This window comes from Saccharopolyspora shandongensis (genome assembly GCF_900106995.1).
Taxonomy (GTDB): domain Bacteria; phylum Actinomycetota; class Actinomycetes; order Mycobacteriales; family Pseudonocardiaceae; genus Saccharopolyspora; species Saccharopolyspora shandongensis.
The window spans coordinates 1-15,757 of sequence record NZ_FNOK01000009.1 but is presented as its reverse complement, the minus strand read 5'-3'; the positions used below and the strand labels follow the sequence as shown (position 1 = coordinate 15,757).

Genomic DNA, 15,757 nt, shown 5'->3' with positions numbered 1-15,757 from the left:
ATCGGCGCAGCGGAAACGCCGCGCCGGGCCGGTCGGCGCCCGGCTCGGCTTGCGTTCTTTGGTGCGTTTGCGCTGGCGGTTCGGCATCTTGCGAGCTTTCGTACCGCCGTGCGGCCGAATCCCGAGGTTACTCATTGTCAACAATCCGTTCATTGACAGGGTGAATCGGGCGACCTAGCGTCTCTGCCCAACGCATCACTCGATTGGGTGATGCTCGCGAGGGAGGCGTGAGCCGATGCGCAGATCCGAATTCTCCCGACGACAGTTGTTCCGCGGTGGTGCGGCGGCGGCTCTGGCCCTGCCGGCGGCCGGTCTCCTCACCGGATGCAGCTTCACCCAGCCCGGCGGCGGACAGCCGGGGTCCACGTTGGACCAGATCAAGGCGCGGGGGTCCGCCCGCATCGCCATCGCCAACGAGCCGCCGTACACGCAGATCAAGCCGGACGGCACGGTCACCGGCGCGGAGCCGGACGTGGTCGCCGCCGTGCTCAAGCGGATGGGCATCCCGAGCATCGAGGGCGTCGTCACGCCGTACGAGTCGATGATCCCCGGGCTCAACGCGAACCGGTGGGACATCATCGCCGCCGGGCTGTTCATGAAGCAGTCCAGGTGCGGCCAGATCCTCTACTCCGAGCCGGAAATCGTGTCGACGGAGTCGTTCGCGGTGCCCGCGGGCAACCCGAAGAACCTCACCAGCGTGGCCTCCGTCAAGGCAGACCCCGCGGTGAAGGTCGCCGTGCTGCCGGGCGGTTTCGAGGACGGGGCGCTGAAGACGCAGAACGTGCCGGCTGCCCAGATCGTCAACATTCCCGACGGCCGCAGCGGGATCGAGGCGGTGCTGGCCGGGCGCGCCGACGCGTTCTTCCTGCCGACGCTGTCGCTGAACTCGCTGAAGGCCGACGGCATCGACATCACCCCGGCGATCCAGGACGTGCAGCAGACCGGCTCGGGCGCCGGTTTCCGCAAGACCGACCAGGACCTGGTCAACGCCTACGACGAACAGCTGCGCGCGTTGAAGGCCAGCCCCGAGTTCGACGAGATCCTCTCGCGGTGGGGCTTTTCGGCGGACGCGGCCCGGGGTGTCACCCGCGACCAGCTCTGTGCCGTCGCCGGCTGACCCGGGAGCGCTGGGCGCATGTCGCAGATCCTGCCCTTCTTGCCGCTGCTGCTCAACGGGTTGCTGATCACGCTCGCGCTGACCGCCGTGGGCGTGGTGATCACCGTGCTGGTCGCGTTCGCGGCCGGCCTGTGCCGCATGTCGCGGCGGCGCTGGCTGAGCTGGCCGGCCGGGGTGTTCATCGAGATCTTCCGCGGTACGTCGATGCTGGTCCAGCTGTTCTGGCTGTTCTTCGCCCTGCCGTTCTTCGGGGTCCAGCTGGTGCCGTTCGCCGCGGCGGTGCTGGCGCTCGGGCTCAACGAGGGCGCCTACGGCGCGGAGATCGTGCGCGGTGCCATCACGGCGCTGCCGCGCGGGCAGCGCGAGGGCGCGATCGCGCTGAGCCTGACGCCGTACCAGCGGATGCGGTACGTGATCCTGCCGCAGGCGATCCCGGCGATGATCCCGCCGTTCGGCAACGTCTTCGTCGACCTGCTCAAGAACACCTCGCTGGTGTCCCTGGTGACCGTCGCGGACCTGACCTTCCGGGCGCAGATGGTGCGCGCGACCACCGGCGCCACCACCGCGGTGTTCGGCACCATCCTGGTGCTGTACTTCGTCGCGGCGTACGCACTGTCGGTCGGGATGGGCCGGCTCGAACGCCGGATGGATCCGGGACGGCCGGAGCTGCGGCCCACGTTGCTGCAGCGCCTGTTCCGGCCGGGCGGGGTGGTCGGCTCATGATCTGGGACTGGGCCTTCGCCGCGAGCATCGTTCCGTCCCTTTTGGACGGACTGTGGGTGACCGTTCAGGTCACGCTCGTCGGCACGGCGATCGCGCTGCTGCTCGGCCTCGGGGTGGCCGTCGTCCGCTACTCGCGGGTTCCGCTGCTGGGCAAGCTGTTCGACTTCTTCGTCCTGTTCGTGCGGGGCACGCCGCTGCTGGTGCAGGCGTACTTCGCCTTCTACGTGCTGCCCAACGTCGGGGTGCAGTTCTCGCCGCTGGTCACCGGGATCATCGTCATCGGCATCAACTACAGCGCCTACACCGCCGAGGTCTACCGGGCCGGGATCCAGAGCGTGCCGGCCGGGCAGTGGGAGGCGTCCACGGCGCTGAGCCTGTCCGCCGTGCAGCGCTGGCGGTTCGTGGTGCTGCCGCAGGCGGTGCGCGACGTGATACCGGCGCTGGGCAACTACGTGGTGCAGATGTTCAAGGACTCGGCGATCCTGTCCGCCATCACGGTTTTCGAGCTGCTCAGCCACGCGACGTCGATCGGTTCCGGCAGCTACCGCTACCTGGAGCCGCTGACCATCGCGGGCCTGCTGTTCCTGGCGGTGAGCCTGCCGGCGGCGAAGCTGATCAAACGATTGGAGCTGCGCCTTGCGCATCCGCGATGAGGACGTCCGGCCGATGATCTCGTTCTCGGGCGTGGGGAAGTCGTTCGGCGACAACCACGTGCTCCGCGAACTCGACCTCGACGTGGCGGCGGGGGAGAAGGTCTCCATCATCGGGCCCAGCGGTTCGGGGAAGACCACCATCCTGCGGCTGCTCATGACGTTGGAGGAGCCGGACGGCGGCCTCGTCGAGGTCGACGGCGAGCCGCTGTGGGACCGCCGCGGCGGCGCGGCGGCGGACACCCGCGGCCAGGCGGCGGCGCGGCGCAAGATCGGCATGGTGTTCCAGCACTTCAACCTGTTCCCGCACATGACGGTGCTGAACAACGTCGCGCTCGCGCCGGTGCAGGTGCTGGGCATGTCGCGGGAGGACGCCGAGCACCGCGCGGTCGACCTGCTGCAGATGGTCGGGCTGCAGAAGCACCTGGGGCACAAGCCGGGGCAACTGTCGGGCGGCCAGCAGCAACGCGTGGCGATTGCCCGGGCCCTGGCCATGCGCCCCAAGGTGATGCTCTTCGACGAGGTCACCTCCGCGCTGGACCCGGAGCTCATCGGCGAGGTCCTCGCGGTCATCCGGGACCTCGCCCACACCACCGCGATGACGATGCTGCTGGTGACCCACGAGATGCGCTTCGCGGCGGAGATCTCGGACCGGGTCCTGATGTTCGACTCCGGCGCGGTGATCGAATCCGGCCCGCCATCGAAGATCTTCGAGAACCCGCAGCACGAGAGGACCCAACGCTTCCTCAAAGCGGTCCTCGAACGCAAGTGACCCCCGGGCCGGGTCGCAGTTTCAATTGAAACTGCGACCCGGGACCCTCCGGGGAGGGGCAGTTTCAATGAGTCTTTTTCATCCTGGTGAGCCCGCAGCCGTGGGTCGCAAAGCTGCACGTCGATGGGGTGTCGCATGCGCCGCAGGCGCATAGCCCACCTACGACACTTGCACCGCCGCGGGTTCTCAGAGGCTTCCTGGCGAGGACGGCCCTGACGCCGTGTATTGGACATACATCAGGAGGGGCACCCACAGACCAGGGAGCCTCTGAGGTTCCGCTACCCGCACCGCCACGCAAATTGAGGTTGGAAAAACCTCAATTGAAACTGCGGGGTCAGCGGAGGAGGGGGACGACCTGGTCCTGGAAGCGTTGCATCTGCTCCGCCGCCATCGCGTAGGTGTGGCCCGGGAAGTGCGGGAAGATCACCAGGTGTTCCAGGCCTAGCGAATCCTTGTGGAACTGGACGGTTTCCGCGACCTCCTCGGGCGTGCCGATCGCCCACATCTTCTGCTCGGTCGACTGCTCCAGCGTCGGCACCAGGCCGGGCTTGGCGGGCTTGCCGTCCTCGCCCCGGTAGCCGCGGCTCCAGCCGAACGGGGCCAGCAGGTTCCAGAACTCGTCGTGGCCCGCGCCGCCGATCCGCCACGCCGTCTCGTGGTCGTCGGCGATGTGCACCGGCAGCACCAGGATTCGCTTGGCGCCGCTGGACAGCTCGACGTGGTGGTGCTGCCGGTAGAGCTCCGCGTAGCGCTCCCACTGGTCGCGCACGAAGCCGTGGTACTGGTTCCACCAGACGCAGCCGTGGCCGACCTCGGCGGCGTAGCCGAGGGTGGGCGGACTGGTCACGGCCTGCCAGATCTCCACCGGGTGCAGCGGGCCGGGCAGCAGCGTCAGGGTGTCCACCGCGCCGTCCGGGCCGTTGGTGTCCGGCGGCGGCAGCTCGAAGAACTTGCCCTTGTAGGAGAAGGTCTCGTTGGCCAGTGCGGTGCGCACGACCTCCATGTACTCGGCGAAGACCTCGCGGTTGTGCGCGTCGATGGCCTTGCTCTTCTCCTCGGATTCCAGGTAGCCCATGTCCGCCTGGTGCAGGCCGAGGCTGCGCAGCTCCCGGGGCACCGTGCCGCGCCCGACGCCGAGCACCGCGCGCCCGCCGGAGAGGTTGAGCAGCGTGCTGAAGTCCTCGGCCAGCCGCAGCGGATGCCACTGCGGGACGATGTTGAACATCGCGCCGACCTGGATGCGCTGGGTGCGGGCGACCAGGTTCGACTGCAGCATCAGGGAGTTGGGCACGATCTCGTAGCCCTCGTGCTGGAAGTGGTGTTCGGCCAGCCAGTAGCTGTCGTAGCCGAGACCTTCCGCGCGCACTCCCATGTCGATCAGGTGCTCGGTGGCCTCCCACACCTGCTGCCGGGTGGCGCGGCGCTGACCGGCCGGGAGCGGGTTCCCGGCCAGCACGTCGGGCATCTCCACGGAGCCGAAGAAGAACACGCCGTACCGCACGGGTACCTCCATCCTGCCCGGCTGCTCCGGGCCGCTGACGAGCAAATGTAAGTAGTATCAACATTGGCTGCGGATCAGTTTCCTCCGGATTTCCGCGCCGTCAAGTCCCGTTTCGGCTCTTGACTCCGAACCCGTCGTCGGCTCACGATCCCCGGTGAATGTTCGCCACATCAACATCCGGCCTCATCCGTCGCCAGGGCGAACACCAACCCATCGGTGCGTCCCCGGGAGGACCCCATGGTCGAAGACGCTGCCCAAGCCGCACCCGCCGTGACCGGCCAGCCGCCTCGCGGCGGGGTCGAGCACAAGGGCATCGAAGCGGTCCGCGACGACGAGCGGCACGGCTCGCCGCTGTCCGCGTTCACCCTGTGGTTCGCGGGAAACCTGCAGTACTCGGCGCTCGTGGTGGGCGCCATCCCGACCGCGTTCCTCGGCCTGAGCTTCGCGCAGGCCGCGCTCGCGCTGGTCGTCGGCACGCTGATCGGCAGCCTGCTGCTGGGCGTGGCGGCCACCATGGGGCCGCAGGCCGGCGCCCCGCAGATGGTCCAGTCGCGCGGCCCGTTCGGCTACTTCGGCAACTTCGTGCCGGTGTTCCTGCTGTTCCTGACCGGATTCGGCTACTTCGCGGTGAACACCGTGCTCGGCGCCTACATCGTCCGGCAGCTGTTCGGGATCCCGTTCCTGTGGGCGCTGATCGCCGTCGCCGTGGTGGAGATCGTCATCGCGATCATCGGGCACGACTTCGTGCACCGCATCGAGCGGATGCTGCTCGGCGTGATGGCGGTGCTGTTCGTGCTCATCACCTGGTACGGCATCGCGCGCGGCGACGTCGGCGCGGTCGGCGATCCCGGCGAGAAGACGCTGACCGGGGCGCTGCTGATGACCGTGGCCGTCAGCTCCTCGCGCACCTTCGGCTGGGCGATCGGCGCATCCGACTACACGCGCTACCTGCCGCGCGACACCAGCCGGGCGCGCCTGGGCTGGTCGGCGTTCCTCGGCGCGGCGATTGCGGGCCTGTGGATGCATCTGCTCGGCGCGGCGATCGGCACCGTCGTCTTCCCGGACAGCCCGACCGACCTGGTGACGCAGCTGATCCCGTCGGGCCTGGCGATCGTCGCGCTGATCGCGCTGCTGGCGTCGACGATCGCGGGCAGCGTGCTGGACATCTACTCCGGCTCGCTGGCCCTGCTGATGGCCGACATCCCGTTGCGCCGCTGGGTTTCCGCGCTGCTCACCGGCGTGCTGGGCACCGCGCTGGGCTGGTGGGCCGGGCACGTCGAGGGCGAGGCCTTCGGCAACTTCCAGAACTTCCTGTTCGTGGTCGGCTACTGGATCGGCCCGTGGCTCGGCGTCACGCTGGTGGACTTCCTGGTGCACCGGCGCGACGGCGTCGAGGTGGCCACGTTCTACGACCGGTCGCGGCGGCTCGGGCCGGGGCTGGCGGCGTTCGCCATCGGCGTGGTCGCGTCCGTGCCGTTCATGAGCCAGAGCCTCTACACCGGCCCGCTGGCGGCCGCGTTCCCGCAGCTGGGAGACATCACGTACTGGGTCGGCGGGGTCGTCGCGGCCGTCGCGTACTACCTGATCAAACATTTCAGAACGGGGTTTGCGTGGCGGCGCGGGTAGCGGAACCTCAGACGCCGCCTGGATTGTGGGAGCCCCGACTTACGTATGTCCAATACGCGGCATCGGGGACTGGCCTCGCCCAGTAGCCCAGCAAGGGCGGGCACAGCCTGAGAACCCGCGGCGGTGCGAGCTGAGTCCCACACCGCATGCGGCTAACGCCGCATTCTGAAACGACCTCTCATCAAACGAGTCCGGGAGTCGAAGTGAAACGTGGTTTGGGCCCGCTGTCCTACGGCGACGCCGTGCAGCCGTGGGGAAGGGGCGCCGCCGCAGGCGGTTTCGTGTTCCTCAGCGGGATCGACGGGGCGACCGACGACAGCGGCGCGCCGGTCGACGGCATCGCCGAGCAGACGCGGATCACCTTGGACCGGATCCGGCAGCTGCTGGCGGACGCGGGTGCCGAGCTCGCGGACATCGTGCAGCTGGACCAGTTCGTCGCCGATCCCAACGAACGTGCGGAATACATGAAAGCCCGCGACGAGTGGCTTGCGGAGCACGCGCCCGCGCTGCTCGACGAGCGCTCGTACGCCTCGCTGTTGATCTACCCGGCGCTGGCCACGCCGCAGATGCGGGTGGAGATCCGGGCCGTTGCCTACCCAGGGGAGAAGTCGTGATCACATCCCGCGAGTTCGCCGAACTGAGCGTCGCCGACGTCGCCGGTGCGTGCGGCGAGTCGTCGATCGCGGTGGTGCCGGTCGGCGCGATCGAGCAGCACGGGCCGCACCTGCCGCTGGTCACCGACGCGCTGGTCGCCGAGGCGGCGGCGCGGGCGGCCGTGGCCGAGCGGGGCGAGGAGCTCGACCTGTGGTTGCTGCCGACCCTGTCCTACGGCCGCAGCGTCGAGCACGTCTGGGCCGCGGGCACGCTTTCCCTGTCCACCGCCACGTTCGCCGCGGTGCTCGACGACATCGGGCGGTCGGTGGCCGCGGCCGGCTTCCGCCGCATCGCGTTCGTCAACGGCCACGGCGGCAACATCTCGGAGATCCAGACCGCGCTGCGCGACATCCGGCACCGGCACGGGTTGCTCACCTTCGCCGCCAACACGTTCGTGCCGGTCGAGAAGGACGAGTCCTTCGCCGAGACCGAGCAGGGACTCGGGATCCACGGCGGCGCGATGGAAACGTCGCTGATGCTGCACCTGCGGCCGGAGCTGGTGGACATGTCCGCCGCGCGGACGCGGGTGCCGAGCAGCATGAACGAGAACCGGCACGTCCGGTTCGGCGGCAGCGTCGCCTTCGGTTGGCTCTCCGACGACTTCGGCCCGGACGGCTACCTCGGCGACCCGACGCGCGCGACGCCGGAGGCGGGCAAGCGCGGTTTCACGGCCCTCGTCGACGTGCTGGGCGACCAGCTGGCCGAGGTGTCCCGGTTCGACTTCGCCAACTACCAGTGAGGTGTTCGCCATGCAGGACAACGAGAAGCTCGTGCGCGACGGCTCCGCTCCGCTGATCGTCGGGCTGGGCGGCACGACTCGCGCCGGATCGAGCAGCGAGCGGGCGCTGCGGTTCGCGCTGGCCGCCGCGCGGGAGCACGGCGCGGCGACGCTCCTGTTCGGGGCCGACGAGATCAACCTGCCCATGTACCAACCGGATTCGGGCGATCGGACCTCGCGGGCGGCCGACCTGGTGACGGCGTTGCGCCGCGCGGACGGGGTGGTCATCGCCTCGCCCGGCTACCACGGGGCGCTGTCCGGCCTGGTGAAGAACGCCCTGGACTACGTCGAGGACCTCCGGGGCGACGATCGTCCGTACCTCGACGGCCGGGCGGTCGGCTGCATCTCGACGGCGGCGGGCTGGCAGGCCCCGGCGGCGACCCTGGGGCAGCTCCGCGCGATCGCCCACGCCCTCCGGGGCTGGCCGACGCCGCTGGGCGTGGCGATCAACTCAGCGCAGCCCTGCTTCACCGAGGACGGCGAGCCGACGACGCCGTACGCCGACCAGCTGCGCACGATGGCCCACCAGGTGGTCGACTTCGCCCGCCGCCCGGCGCTGCCCCTCGCCGTCTAGGCGAGTGCGGCTCAGAAAGAACCTGAGCCGTGCTGAAGCTCAGCATTAACACTCTTCGTAACTGCTATGGGTGGTCGTTACGTGGGCTTGACCAGTTGATCGATTCGGCGGAGCCGCGTCCGGCTGGGACACTCCGGGATTGTCGGCGTCGTTTCGCGCCGCGTCGTGCTTCAAGCGTGCGGTGCATCGATGACCGCTTGGAGACAAGGGGGGATTTCCATGGACATCAGCGGGACCATGCTGGACCGGCTCGCGCTCTTGGGAGACAAGCGGGCTGAAGCGGTCGTTGAGAAGCTTGTGGAGGGAGGGCAACTGGAGGAGGTCAACCGCGTTTTGCGGCAGTGGCACTCCGCCGACCAGAACATCCCGGCGGGGCTCCCGGATGATCTGCATGACTTCATCGAGGAAGCGCGGCAGGCACCGGAGTGGGCCGATCAGGAACGGCTCGCACGGGTGCACGAGTTCTTCCAGGACGACGGGATTCATATCGGCGCTGTGCTGGCGCTGGGGTCGATGGCCATGGCTTACGCGGTTCCGCTCGGCGCGAAGATGATGAGCCTGACACATCGATTGCGTTATCCCGAGCGGCGGATGGCGAACACGGCGCAGTTCGTCTTCGATCTCATGCAGCCGGACCCGTTCGGCCCCAGCAGCAATTTCGTGGTCAGCGCGGTGAAGGTGCGGTTGATTCACGCCACGGTGCGGTATCACCTTCGTGCCACCGACAGTTGGGACGAGGTGCGCGACGGCGTGCCCGCTTCTCAGGAACACTTGCTCATCGTGTTGTTGGCGTTGTCGGTGCAGGTGCTGGACTTCCTGGAGCGTCTCAAGGTTCGGGTGACCCCGCAGGAAGCCGAAGACTATATGCATACCTGGCGGGTGGCCGGCAGTTATCTCGGTATCGACCCCACGGCGGTACCTCCGACCGTGGGCGAGGCCCGGCAACTGTTCGCTACTGCACTGGCGCGCAGTGCCGGCCCGTCTCCGGAGGGTGCGGAACTGACCAAGCATCTGCTCGATCTGTACGAGGGAATCGTCCCGGGGCGGATCTTCGACGGTATTGTCCCCGCGCTGCTACGCCGGTTGATTGGCAAGGATGTTGCCAATTGGCTCGAAGTTCCGCATTCACCGTTGTGGCAGGCTGTTGTCCGCTGCTACGTGGCGGTACTGGGCACGATGGAGAGCCTGGAAGACCACTCGCGACTGGCCAGGCGCATTCTCGACAAGCTCGGTCAACTCCAATACGCAGTCGAACTGCGCATTCTGACGCGGGGGAAGAGCACCCCCCTGGAGCTGCCGACCCAACTGGCCGGGTACAAGGACGAAATCGTGCTGCCCACTCCACGCAGTGCAGCAGAGGTTGAGCACGCTGGCGATGAGCATGTCGTGCCGATCATCGCCGTCGACCAGGCCAGGTGAACCGGCATGATGACGTTGCCCTGGTGCCCGACCACCACCTCGTCGTCTTGTTGGGACCGTCATCGCGGCGCGGTCGGCCGCCAGGCCGCAGGCGCAAGCCCGCGCGGGTCCCCGGCGGGCGCCGCCTTGGCGGCGCCCCTTGATCTTGTATAGCGAAATGAGCTTGTCCCGGATGGCGCAGCGCACGCACTTCGCCAAGTCGCACTTGAGCATGGTCGAAACCGGGAAGCGGTCGGTGGCGCCGGACGTGGTCGACGAGGACAGTCCCAATAGCAGCACAAAGTGCTCACGGGCAGCCGGCGGTGCAAAATCGGTCGCCGTGCTCCGCCGGGCTTTGGCAAGCTGACGGCTATGGTCGACATGCAGTTCTCCGATCGTCGGCTCGCGGCGCTCTACGACCTCTACTGCCCGACGGACGAACGCTCCGACTTCGGCTTCTACCTGCCCCTGGTGATGTCCGCGCGGTCCGTGCTGGACGTGGGGTGCGGGACGGGCACGTTGCTGGGCATCGCGCGGGACAACGGCCATCCGGGGCGGCTGTGCGGCCTGGACCCGGCCGCCGGGATGCTGGAGGTGGCGCGGTCGCGCCCGGACATCGAGTGGGTTCAGGCCGACCTGGCCGCGGCACCGGCCTGGGACCAGGAGTTCGACCTGGTGGTGATGACCGGCCACGCGTTCCAGGTGCTGCTCGGCGACGACGAGTTGCGCGTCGCGCTCACGACGATCGCGGCGGCGCTCACCGACCGCGGCGAATTCGCGTTCGAAACCCGCAACCCGCTCGTGCGGGAGTGGGAGGACTGGCACCTGCGGTACTCGGGCGGGGTGGTGGATCCGGCGGGCGTCGCGGTGCACTGCGAGTGCGAGGTGCTGCCGGTGGAAGGCGACCTCGTCACCGCCACGCACACCTACACCGGCCAAGGGTGGGACCGGCCGCTGCAGAGCCGGAGCACACTGCGATTCCTCGGTTCGGAGGCGCTGTCGGCGTTCCTCGCCGACGCGGGCCTGGCGGTGGCCGACCAGTTCGGTGACTGGGACCGCGGCCCGTTGCGCGACGACAGCCCGGAGATCATCACCGTCGCGCGCCGCTGCTGACGAGAGACCGGGTTGGCGCGCGAAGCGCGTTCGGCGGCGGGCGCGCCTAGCCTGGTGGGGTGGCTTCGGCGTTGCAGGTGCTGAAGCGGCTGGTGCTGGGGCGTCCGGTGCGCAGCGACCGGCTGCGGGAGATGCTGCTGCCAAAACGGCTCGCGCTGCCGATCTTCGCCAGCGACCCGCTCTCATCGGTCACCTATGCGACGCAGGAGATCCTGCTGATCCTGTCGCTCGGCGGCTTGGCGCTGCTGCACCTGACGCCGTGGGTGGCGCTGGCCGTCGTGGTGCTGCTCGCCGTCGTCGTCGCCTCGTACTGGCAGGTCGTGCACGCCTATCCCAGCGGCGGCGGGTCCTACGAGGTCGTGGCCCGCAACCTCGGCCGCGATCCGAGCCTGGTGGTGGCCGCCGCGCTGATGGTGGACTACGTGATGACCGTGGCGGTGTCGGTCGCCGCCGGGGTCGACAACCTGGTGTCGGCGGTGCCGGCGCTGTACCCGCAGCGGGTGTGGATCAGCCTCGTCGTGGTGGTGCTGCTGATGGCGGTGAACCTGCGTGGGATCCGCGAGTCCGGCCGGGCGTTCGCCGTGCCCACCTACCTGTTCGTCGTGGCGATCGGCCTGACCGTCGCCGTCGGTCTCGGGCAGGTCGCGGCGGGGCACCCGCCGGTCGCGGAGAGCGCAGGTTGGGGCATCCGGCCGGAGCAGGTCGACGTCACCGGGCTGGCGCTGATCTTCTTGCTGCTGCGGGCCTTCTCGTCGGGATGCACGGCGCTGACCGGCGTGGAGGCGATCTCCAACGGGGTGCCCGCGTTCCGGCCGCCGAAGGACGTCAACGCCGGCCGCACCATGATCATCATGGGCGCCTTGGCGATCGGCCTGTTCAGCGGCGTGACCGCGCTGGCGATGATCTCCGGCGTGCGGGTCGCGAACCACCCGTGCGACCTCATCGGCTTCCCGGCGGACTGCCACAGCACGGGGCAGCGCACCGTCATCGCGCAGATCGCGGGCGCGGTGTTCGGGGTGAACAGCGTGCTGTTCTTCGTCGTGCAGGCCGGCGCGACGCTGATCCTGCTGCTCGCCGCGAACACCGCCTTCAACGGCTTCCCGATGCTCGGCTCGCTGCTCGCGCAGCGCCGGTACCTGCCACGCCAGCTGCACACCCGCGGTGACCGGCTGGCGCACTCGAACGGCATCGTCGTGCTCGGGTTGATCGCGATCGCGCTCATCGCGGCGTTCGAGGGCTCCGTGACGGGGCTGATCCAGCTCTACATCATCGGGGTGTTCACGTCGTTCACGCTGAGCCAGGTCGGCATGGTCAAGCACTGGAACCACCTGCTCGCCACCGGCGACGCCGCACACCGGGCGCGATACCACCGGTCCCGCCTGGTCAACGCGGTCGGCGCGGTGCTGACCGCGACGGTGCTGGTCGTCGTGCTCATCACGAAGTTCACCCACGGTGCCTACCTCGTGGTGATCGCGATCCCGCTGCTGTACCTCATGATGCGGGCGATCCACCGGCACTACGGCGACGTGCGGCGGGAGCTCGAACCGGAGGCCGACGGCATGACCTTGCCCAGCAGGGTGCACGCGGTGGTGCTGGTGTCCACATTGCACAAGCCGACGCTGCGTGCGCTGGCGTTCGCCCGCGCCAACCGGCCGGACACGCTGACCGCGCTCACCGTCAACGTCGACGAAGCGGACACGCAGCTGCTGCGCAGCGGGTGGGATCGGCACGGCATCGGTGTGCCGCTGAAGGTGGTGGACTCGCCCTACCGCGAGATCACCCGGCCGGTCATCGATTACATCAAGCGGATCCGCCGGGAGGGGCCGCGGGACCTGGTGTGCGTGTACATCCCGGAGTACGTCGTCGGACACTGGTGGGAGAACCTACTGCACAACCAGAGCTCGCTGCGGCTGAGCTGGCGGCTGCGGTTCGAGCCGGGAGTGATGGTGGTCAGCGTGCCGTGGCAGCTCGACTCCAGCCACCGCCGGGACGTCGACCGCATCCACCACGTCCCCGGCCACACCCGCCGAGGCATCACCCCACCCACCTGACCCCGGAGTGCCGGTTTCGCGCGAAACCGCCGTCCGGTGGGCGTGGGCGGCGACGTTTTCGCGCGAAAACGGCGTTTCCCGTGAGGGGGCGGCGACGTTTTCGCGCGAAAACGGCGTTTGGTCCGGCGTGACGGCTCAGGTGAGGGCGGCGAGGCGGCGGTAGGAGTCGATGCGGTCGGCCGGGTCGTAGGCCGTGGTGGTCACCAGGAGCTCGTCGGCTCCGGTGCGGGCGGTCAGCTCCTTCAGCTCCACCGCGACCTCGTCCGCGGTGCCGAAGACATGGCCCCGCAGCGCACGCTCGAACTGGCTGCGCTCGCGCTCGGACATCTCGCGCGTCAGCACCTGCTCCGGCGGTTCCAGCGGCGGGAACTCGCCTCGGAGGCGGGATTCGGCGGTCGCCCAGGCCTCGGGCACGAGCAGCCGCCGGGCCTCCTCCGAGGTGTCGGCGACCGCGACGGAGCGGGCGAGGACCACGTACGGCCGCGCCGCCCAGGCCGACGGGCGGAAGCGCTCGCGGTAGGCGTCGATGGTGTCGATCATGCGGTCGTCGCCGTGGGCCGCGGCGATCACCAGCGGCAGCCCGAACTCGGCGGCGGTGTCGGCGCCCGACCCGGTGGCCAGCAGGAACACCGGCATCGGCAGCCCCTCGGCAGCGACCGCGTGCACCCCGGGGAACCTGCCCGGCTGCCCGGACAGGTAGCCCAACAATTCGACGAGCTGTTCGCCGAACCGGTCGGCCGCGTCCTTGTCGCGCCCCAGCGCGCGCCGGATTCCGCTGGTGAAGCCCACCGAGCGCCCCAGCCCGACGTCGACGCGCTCCGGGAACAGCGAGCCGAGCACGCCGAACTGCTCGGCCACCACCAGCGGCTGGTGGTTGGGCAGCATGACGCCGCCGGTGCCGACCCGGATGCGGCTGGTCGCGGCGGCGATGGCGGCGGCGAGCACGGTCGGCGCGGCGCCGGCGACGCCGGGCACGCTGTGGTGCTCGGCCACCCAGAACCGGTGGTAACCGAGGGCCTCGGCCTGTTGGGCGAAGCGAACCGTCTCCTGCAAGGCGTACTGCGGACTCCGCCCCTGCATGGTGTGCGAGCGGTCCAGCACGGAAAGGCGCAAAGTCACACCCGTGCAAACCGCCCGGCGAGCCGCAAGATTCCAGCTCCGGGTGAGGCGGAGCCCACGGCGGCTCGGTTCCGCGATGCGAAACCCCATCGGCCTGGAGCGCCACGACATGCCCACGGCTTACGAAGCGGCGTTCCCGCAGGCAGGGGGTCGTGAGCGTTTTGGGTCGCTATGGCAACCCAAAACGCTCACGGGTCCTGACCAGCAGAAACCGTCACGCCGCGCGGGGAATCAGCAGCCACAGGCCCAGGTAGATCAGGAACTGCGGGCCGGGCAGGACGCAGGAGAGCACGAACACCAGCCGCACCAGACCGACGCGCCAGCCGAAGCGGTTCGCGATCCCGGCGCACACCCCGGCGATCAGCGCCCCGTGGCGGGGACGTTCCAAAACCGTCATGCGCCCAGCCTGCGGCGTCCGGCCGCATCGCGCACGCCGCGCCGACGTGGCACGTTGATCCCGTGGAGTTGGAGGAACTCGCTCGCGAGCTGTACGCGGCAGATCCGGCCGAGTTCATCCCGGCCCGCGACCGCCACGCGGCAGCGGCCGCCGAACGCGGCGACCGGGAGCTCGCCGCCGGGCTCAAGAAGCTGCGCAAACCGACCGCCGCGGCCTGGGCGGTGAACCTGCTCGCCGGCACGGATCCCGGCAGCGTCACCGAGCTCCTGGAACTGGGCGAGAAGCTGCGAACGGCGCAGCGCGAACTGCGCGGCGACGACCTGCGAGCCCTCGCAGCCGACCGCACCCGCCTCCTGCGCGAGGTCACCGGCAGGGCCGCGGAACTCGCCGAGCAGCACGGCCACCGGCTCACCGAACCGACCCGGCAACAAGTCGAGCAAACCCTCACCGCGGCGCTGTCCGATCCCGAAGCTGGCCGCGCGGTCCGCGCCGGAACCCTCGCCAAAGCCCTCGAATACAGCGGATTCGGCCTCGACGAACTCGCCGTCGCCGCCATCCGCCGCACCGCCGCGCGCCCCAAACCCCGACAGCCCAGCGCCGAACGCCCCAAACCCCAACGGGAACTTCGCGAGCTCCGCGAGCAGCTGCGGCACACCGACGAGCAACTGGGCGAAGCCACCGGCGCGGAGGAACGCGCCCAGAGCGCGGAGCGCGAAGCCGAGCAGCGCTGCGCAGAGCTGCGCGAGGCGCTGCAGCAGGCGGAAAGCGAGCTCCGCGAGCACCGCCGCAACGCGAAGACGGCGCGCCAGCGCCGCGAGCGCGCGCAGCACGACCGCGACGCGTCAGCGGAGCGGCTGCGCCGCCTTGAAGCGCGGGAGCGCTGAGCTCGCGGTATCCGCGTAGCGGATGGCGGGTATTTGAAAAGTGCGCTTCTCCCGGAAGAAACGCCTGCTTAGGGTCTAGCCCCAATGCCGGTCGTTTAAGTGATCTTGGCTGGTCGAGGTCGGTGCCCGGTCTTGCTGGGTGCGGTGATGACGACCGCTGAGCGGGATGGCCTGCTGTCCTGGCGCTGCTGGCGATGGCGTGCCCGTTTGACCGGGAAGTTGCTCATCTTCCTCTTGATCACGCGCGGATAGCTCCGGTTCCGGCGCTTCGGATTGATCTCATCGCAGACCTCGGCCAGCAGTAGACGATAGTGATCATCACTTGCTGTGAGGGGGAAAAGACTCCGGTTTCCACACGCGGGACCGGATGACACGCACCGTGTTCTTATGCGAAATCCGA

General features: G+C 69.2%; 15 protein-coding genes. 12 read left to right on the top strand and 3 right to left on the bottom strand.

Annotation, left to right across the window (positions count from 1 at the left end; all coding sequences use genetic code 11):
- Nucleotides 1–235 precede the first annotated feature (235 nt).
- Genes ehuB through ehuA form a run of 4 tightly spaced genes read left to right on the top strand, consistent with a single transcriptional unit; the run spans nt 236 to nt 3,262 of the window.
- Nucleotides 236–1,117, top strand: a complete 882-nt coding sequence (gene ehuB, locus BLW84_RS11790; RefSeq protein ID WP_093264906.1) for an ectoine/hydroxyectoine ABC transporter substrate-binding protein EhuB — start codon at nt 236–238, stop codon at nt 1,115–1,117.
- An 18-nt stretch (nt 1,118–1,135) separates the two neighbouring features.
- The gene (gene ehuC / locus BLW84_RS11785) at nt 1,136–1,840 is read left to right on the top strand and encodes an ectoine/hydroxyectoine ABC transporter permease subunit EhuC (protein WP_093264904.1); all 705 of its coding nucleotides are present in this window, start codon (nt 1,136–1,138) and stop codon (nt 1,838–1,840) included.
- On the top strand, nt 1,837–2,493 hold the full coding sequence (ehuD, locus tag BLW84_RS11780) for an ectoine/hydroxyectoine ABC transporter permease subunit EhuD (RefSeq protein WP_093264903.1): 657 nt from the start codon (nt 1,837–1,839) through the stop codon (nt 2,491–2,493). The genes ehuC and ehuD overlap by 4 nt, the downstream gene beginning before the upstream one ends.
- 13 nt (nt 2,494–2,506) lie before the next feature.
- A complete protein-coding gene (ehuA, locus tag BLW84_RS11775) occupies nt 2,507–3,262 on the top strand; it encodes an ectoine/hydroxyectoine ABC transporter ATP-binding protein EhuA (protein ID WP_093265200.1) in 756 nt (251 codons plus the stop codon).
- A 334-nt stretch (nt 3,263–3,596) separates the two neighbouring features.
- Here the strand turns inward: ehuA and BLW84_RS11770 are convergent, their stop codons facing one another.
- Nucleotides 3,597–4,763, bottom strand: coding sequence for an LLM class flavin-dependent oxidoreductase (locus tag BLW84_RS11770; RefSeq protein ID WP_218157291.1), 1,167 nt, complete (start codon nt 4,761–4,763; stop codon nt 3,597–3,599).
- Between the two features lie 237 nt (nt 4,764–5,000).
- Here BLW84_RS11770 and BLW84_RS11765 point away from each other — a divergent pair, with 237 nt between their 5' ends.
- The 7 genes from BLW84_RS11765 (at nt 5,001) to BLW84_RS11730 (ending at nt 12,957) form a co-directional block, all read left to right on the top strand.
- Nucleotides 5,001–6,389 carry a purine-cytosine permease family protein gene (locus BLW84_RS11765; RefSeq protein WP_093264902.1) on the top strand — a complete coding sequence of 463 codons (1,389 nt, stop codon included), beginning with the start codon at nt 5,001–5,003 and terminating at the stop codon, nt 6,387–6,389.
- 203 nt (nt 6,390–6,592) lie between these two features.
- A complete protein-coding gene (locus tag BLW84_RS11760; protein WP_177226408.1) occupies nt 6,593–7,003 on the top strand; it encodes a RidA family protein in 411 nt (136 codons plus the stop codon).
- Entirely contained in the window at nt 7,000–7,782 is a 783-nt protein-coding gene (locus tag BLW84_RS11755) for a creatininase family protein (RefSeq protein WP_245761087.1), read from the top strand. The genes BLW84_RS11760 and BLW84_RS11755 overlap by 4 nt, the downstream gene beginning before the upstream one ends.
- A gap of 10 nt (nt 7,783–7,792) precedes the next feature.
- The gene (locus BLW84_RS11750) at nt 7,793–8,395 is read left to right on the top strand and encodes an NADPH-dependent FMN reductase (RefSeq protein WP_093265195.1); all 603 of its coding nucleotides are present in this window, start codon (nt 7,793–7,795) and stop codon (nt 8,393–8,395) included.
- Nucleotides 8,396–8,614: 219 nt separating this feature from the next.
- Nucleotides 8,615–9,814 carry an oxygenase MpaB family protein gene (locus BLW84_RS11745; RefSeq protein WP_177226407.1) on the top strand — a complete coding sequence of 400 codons (1,200 nt, stop codon included), beginning with the start codon at nt 8,615–8,617 and terminating at the stop codon, nt 9,812–9,814.
- 351 nt (nt 9,815–10,165) lie between these two features.
- On the top strand, nt 10,166–10,906 hold the full coding sequence (locus tag BLW84_RS11735) for a class I SAM-dependent methyltransferase (protein ID WP_093264897.1): 741 nt from the start codon (nt 10,166–10,168) through the stop codon (nt 10,904–10,906).
- Nucleotides 10,907–10,965: 59 nt separating this feature from the next.
- On the top strand, nt 10,966–12,957 hold the full coding sequence (locus BLW84_RS11730; protein ID WP_093264896.1) for an APC family permease: 1,992 nt from the start codon (nt 10,966–10,968) through the stop codon (nt 12,955–12,957).
- Nucleotides 12,958–13,092: 135 nt separating this feature from the next.
- On the opposite strand, the gene BLW84_RS11725 is transcribed toward BLW84_RS11730, so the two are convergent.
- Nucleotides 13,093–14,070 carry an LLM class flavin-dependent oxidoreductase gene (locus BLW84_RS11725; protein WP_281247393.1) on the bottom strand — a complete coding sequence of 326 codons (978 nt, stop codon included), beginning with the start codon at nt 14,068–14,070 and terminating at the stop codon, nt 13,093–13,095.
- Nucleotides 14,071–14,290: 220 nt separating this feature from the next.
- The gene (locus BLW84_RS11720) at nt 14,291–14,473 is read right to left on the bottom strand and encodes a PspC domain-containing protein (RefSeq protein WP_093264893.1); all 183 of its coding nucleotides are present in this window, start codon (nt 14,471–14,473) and stop codon (nt 14,291–14,293) included.
- A 62-nt stretch (nt 14,474–14,535) separates the two neighbouring features.
- Between BLW84_RS11720 and BLW84_RS11715 the strand changes: the two genes are divergently transcribed.
- Nucleotides 14,536–15,357: a hypothetical protein gene (locus BLW84_RS11715; protein ID WP_093264891.1), complete on the top strand. Its 822-nt coding sequence runs from the start codon at nt 14,536–14,538 to the stop codon at nt 15,355–15,357.
- The last annotated feature ends 400 nt before the right edge of the window (nt 15,358–15,757 follow it).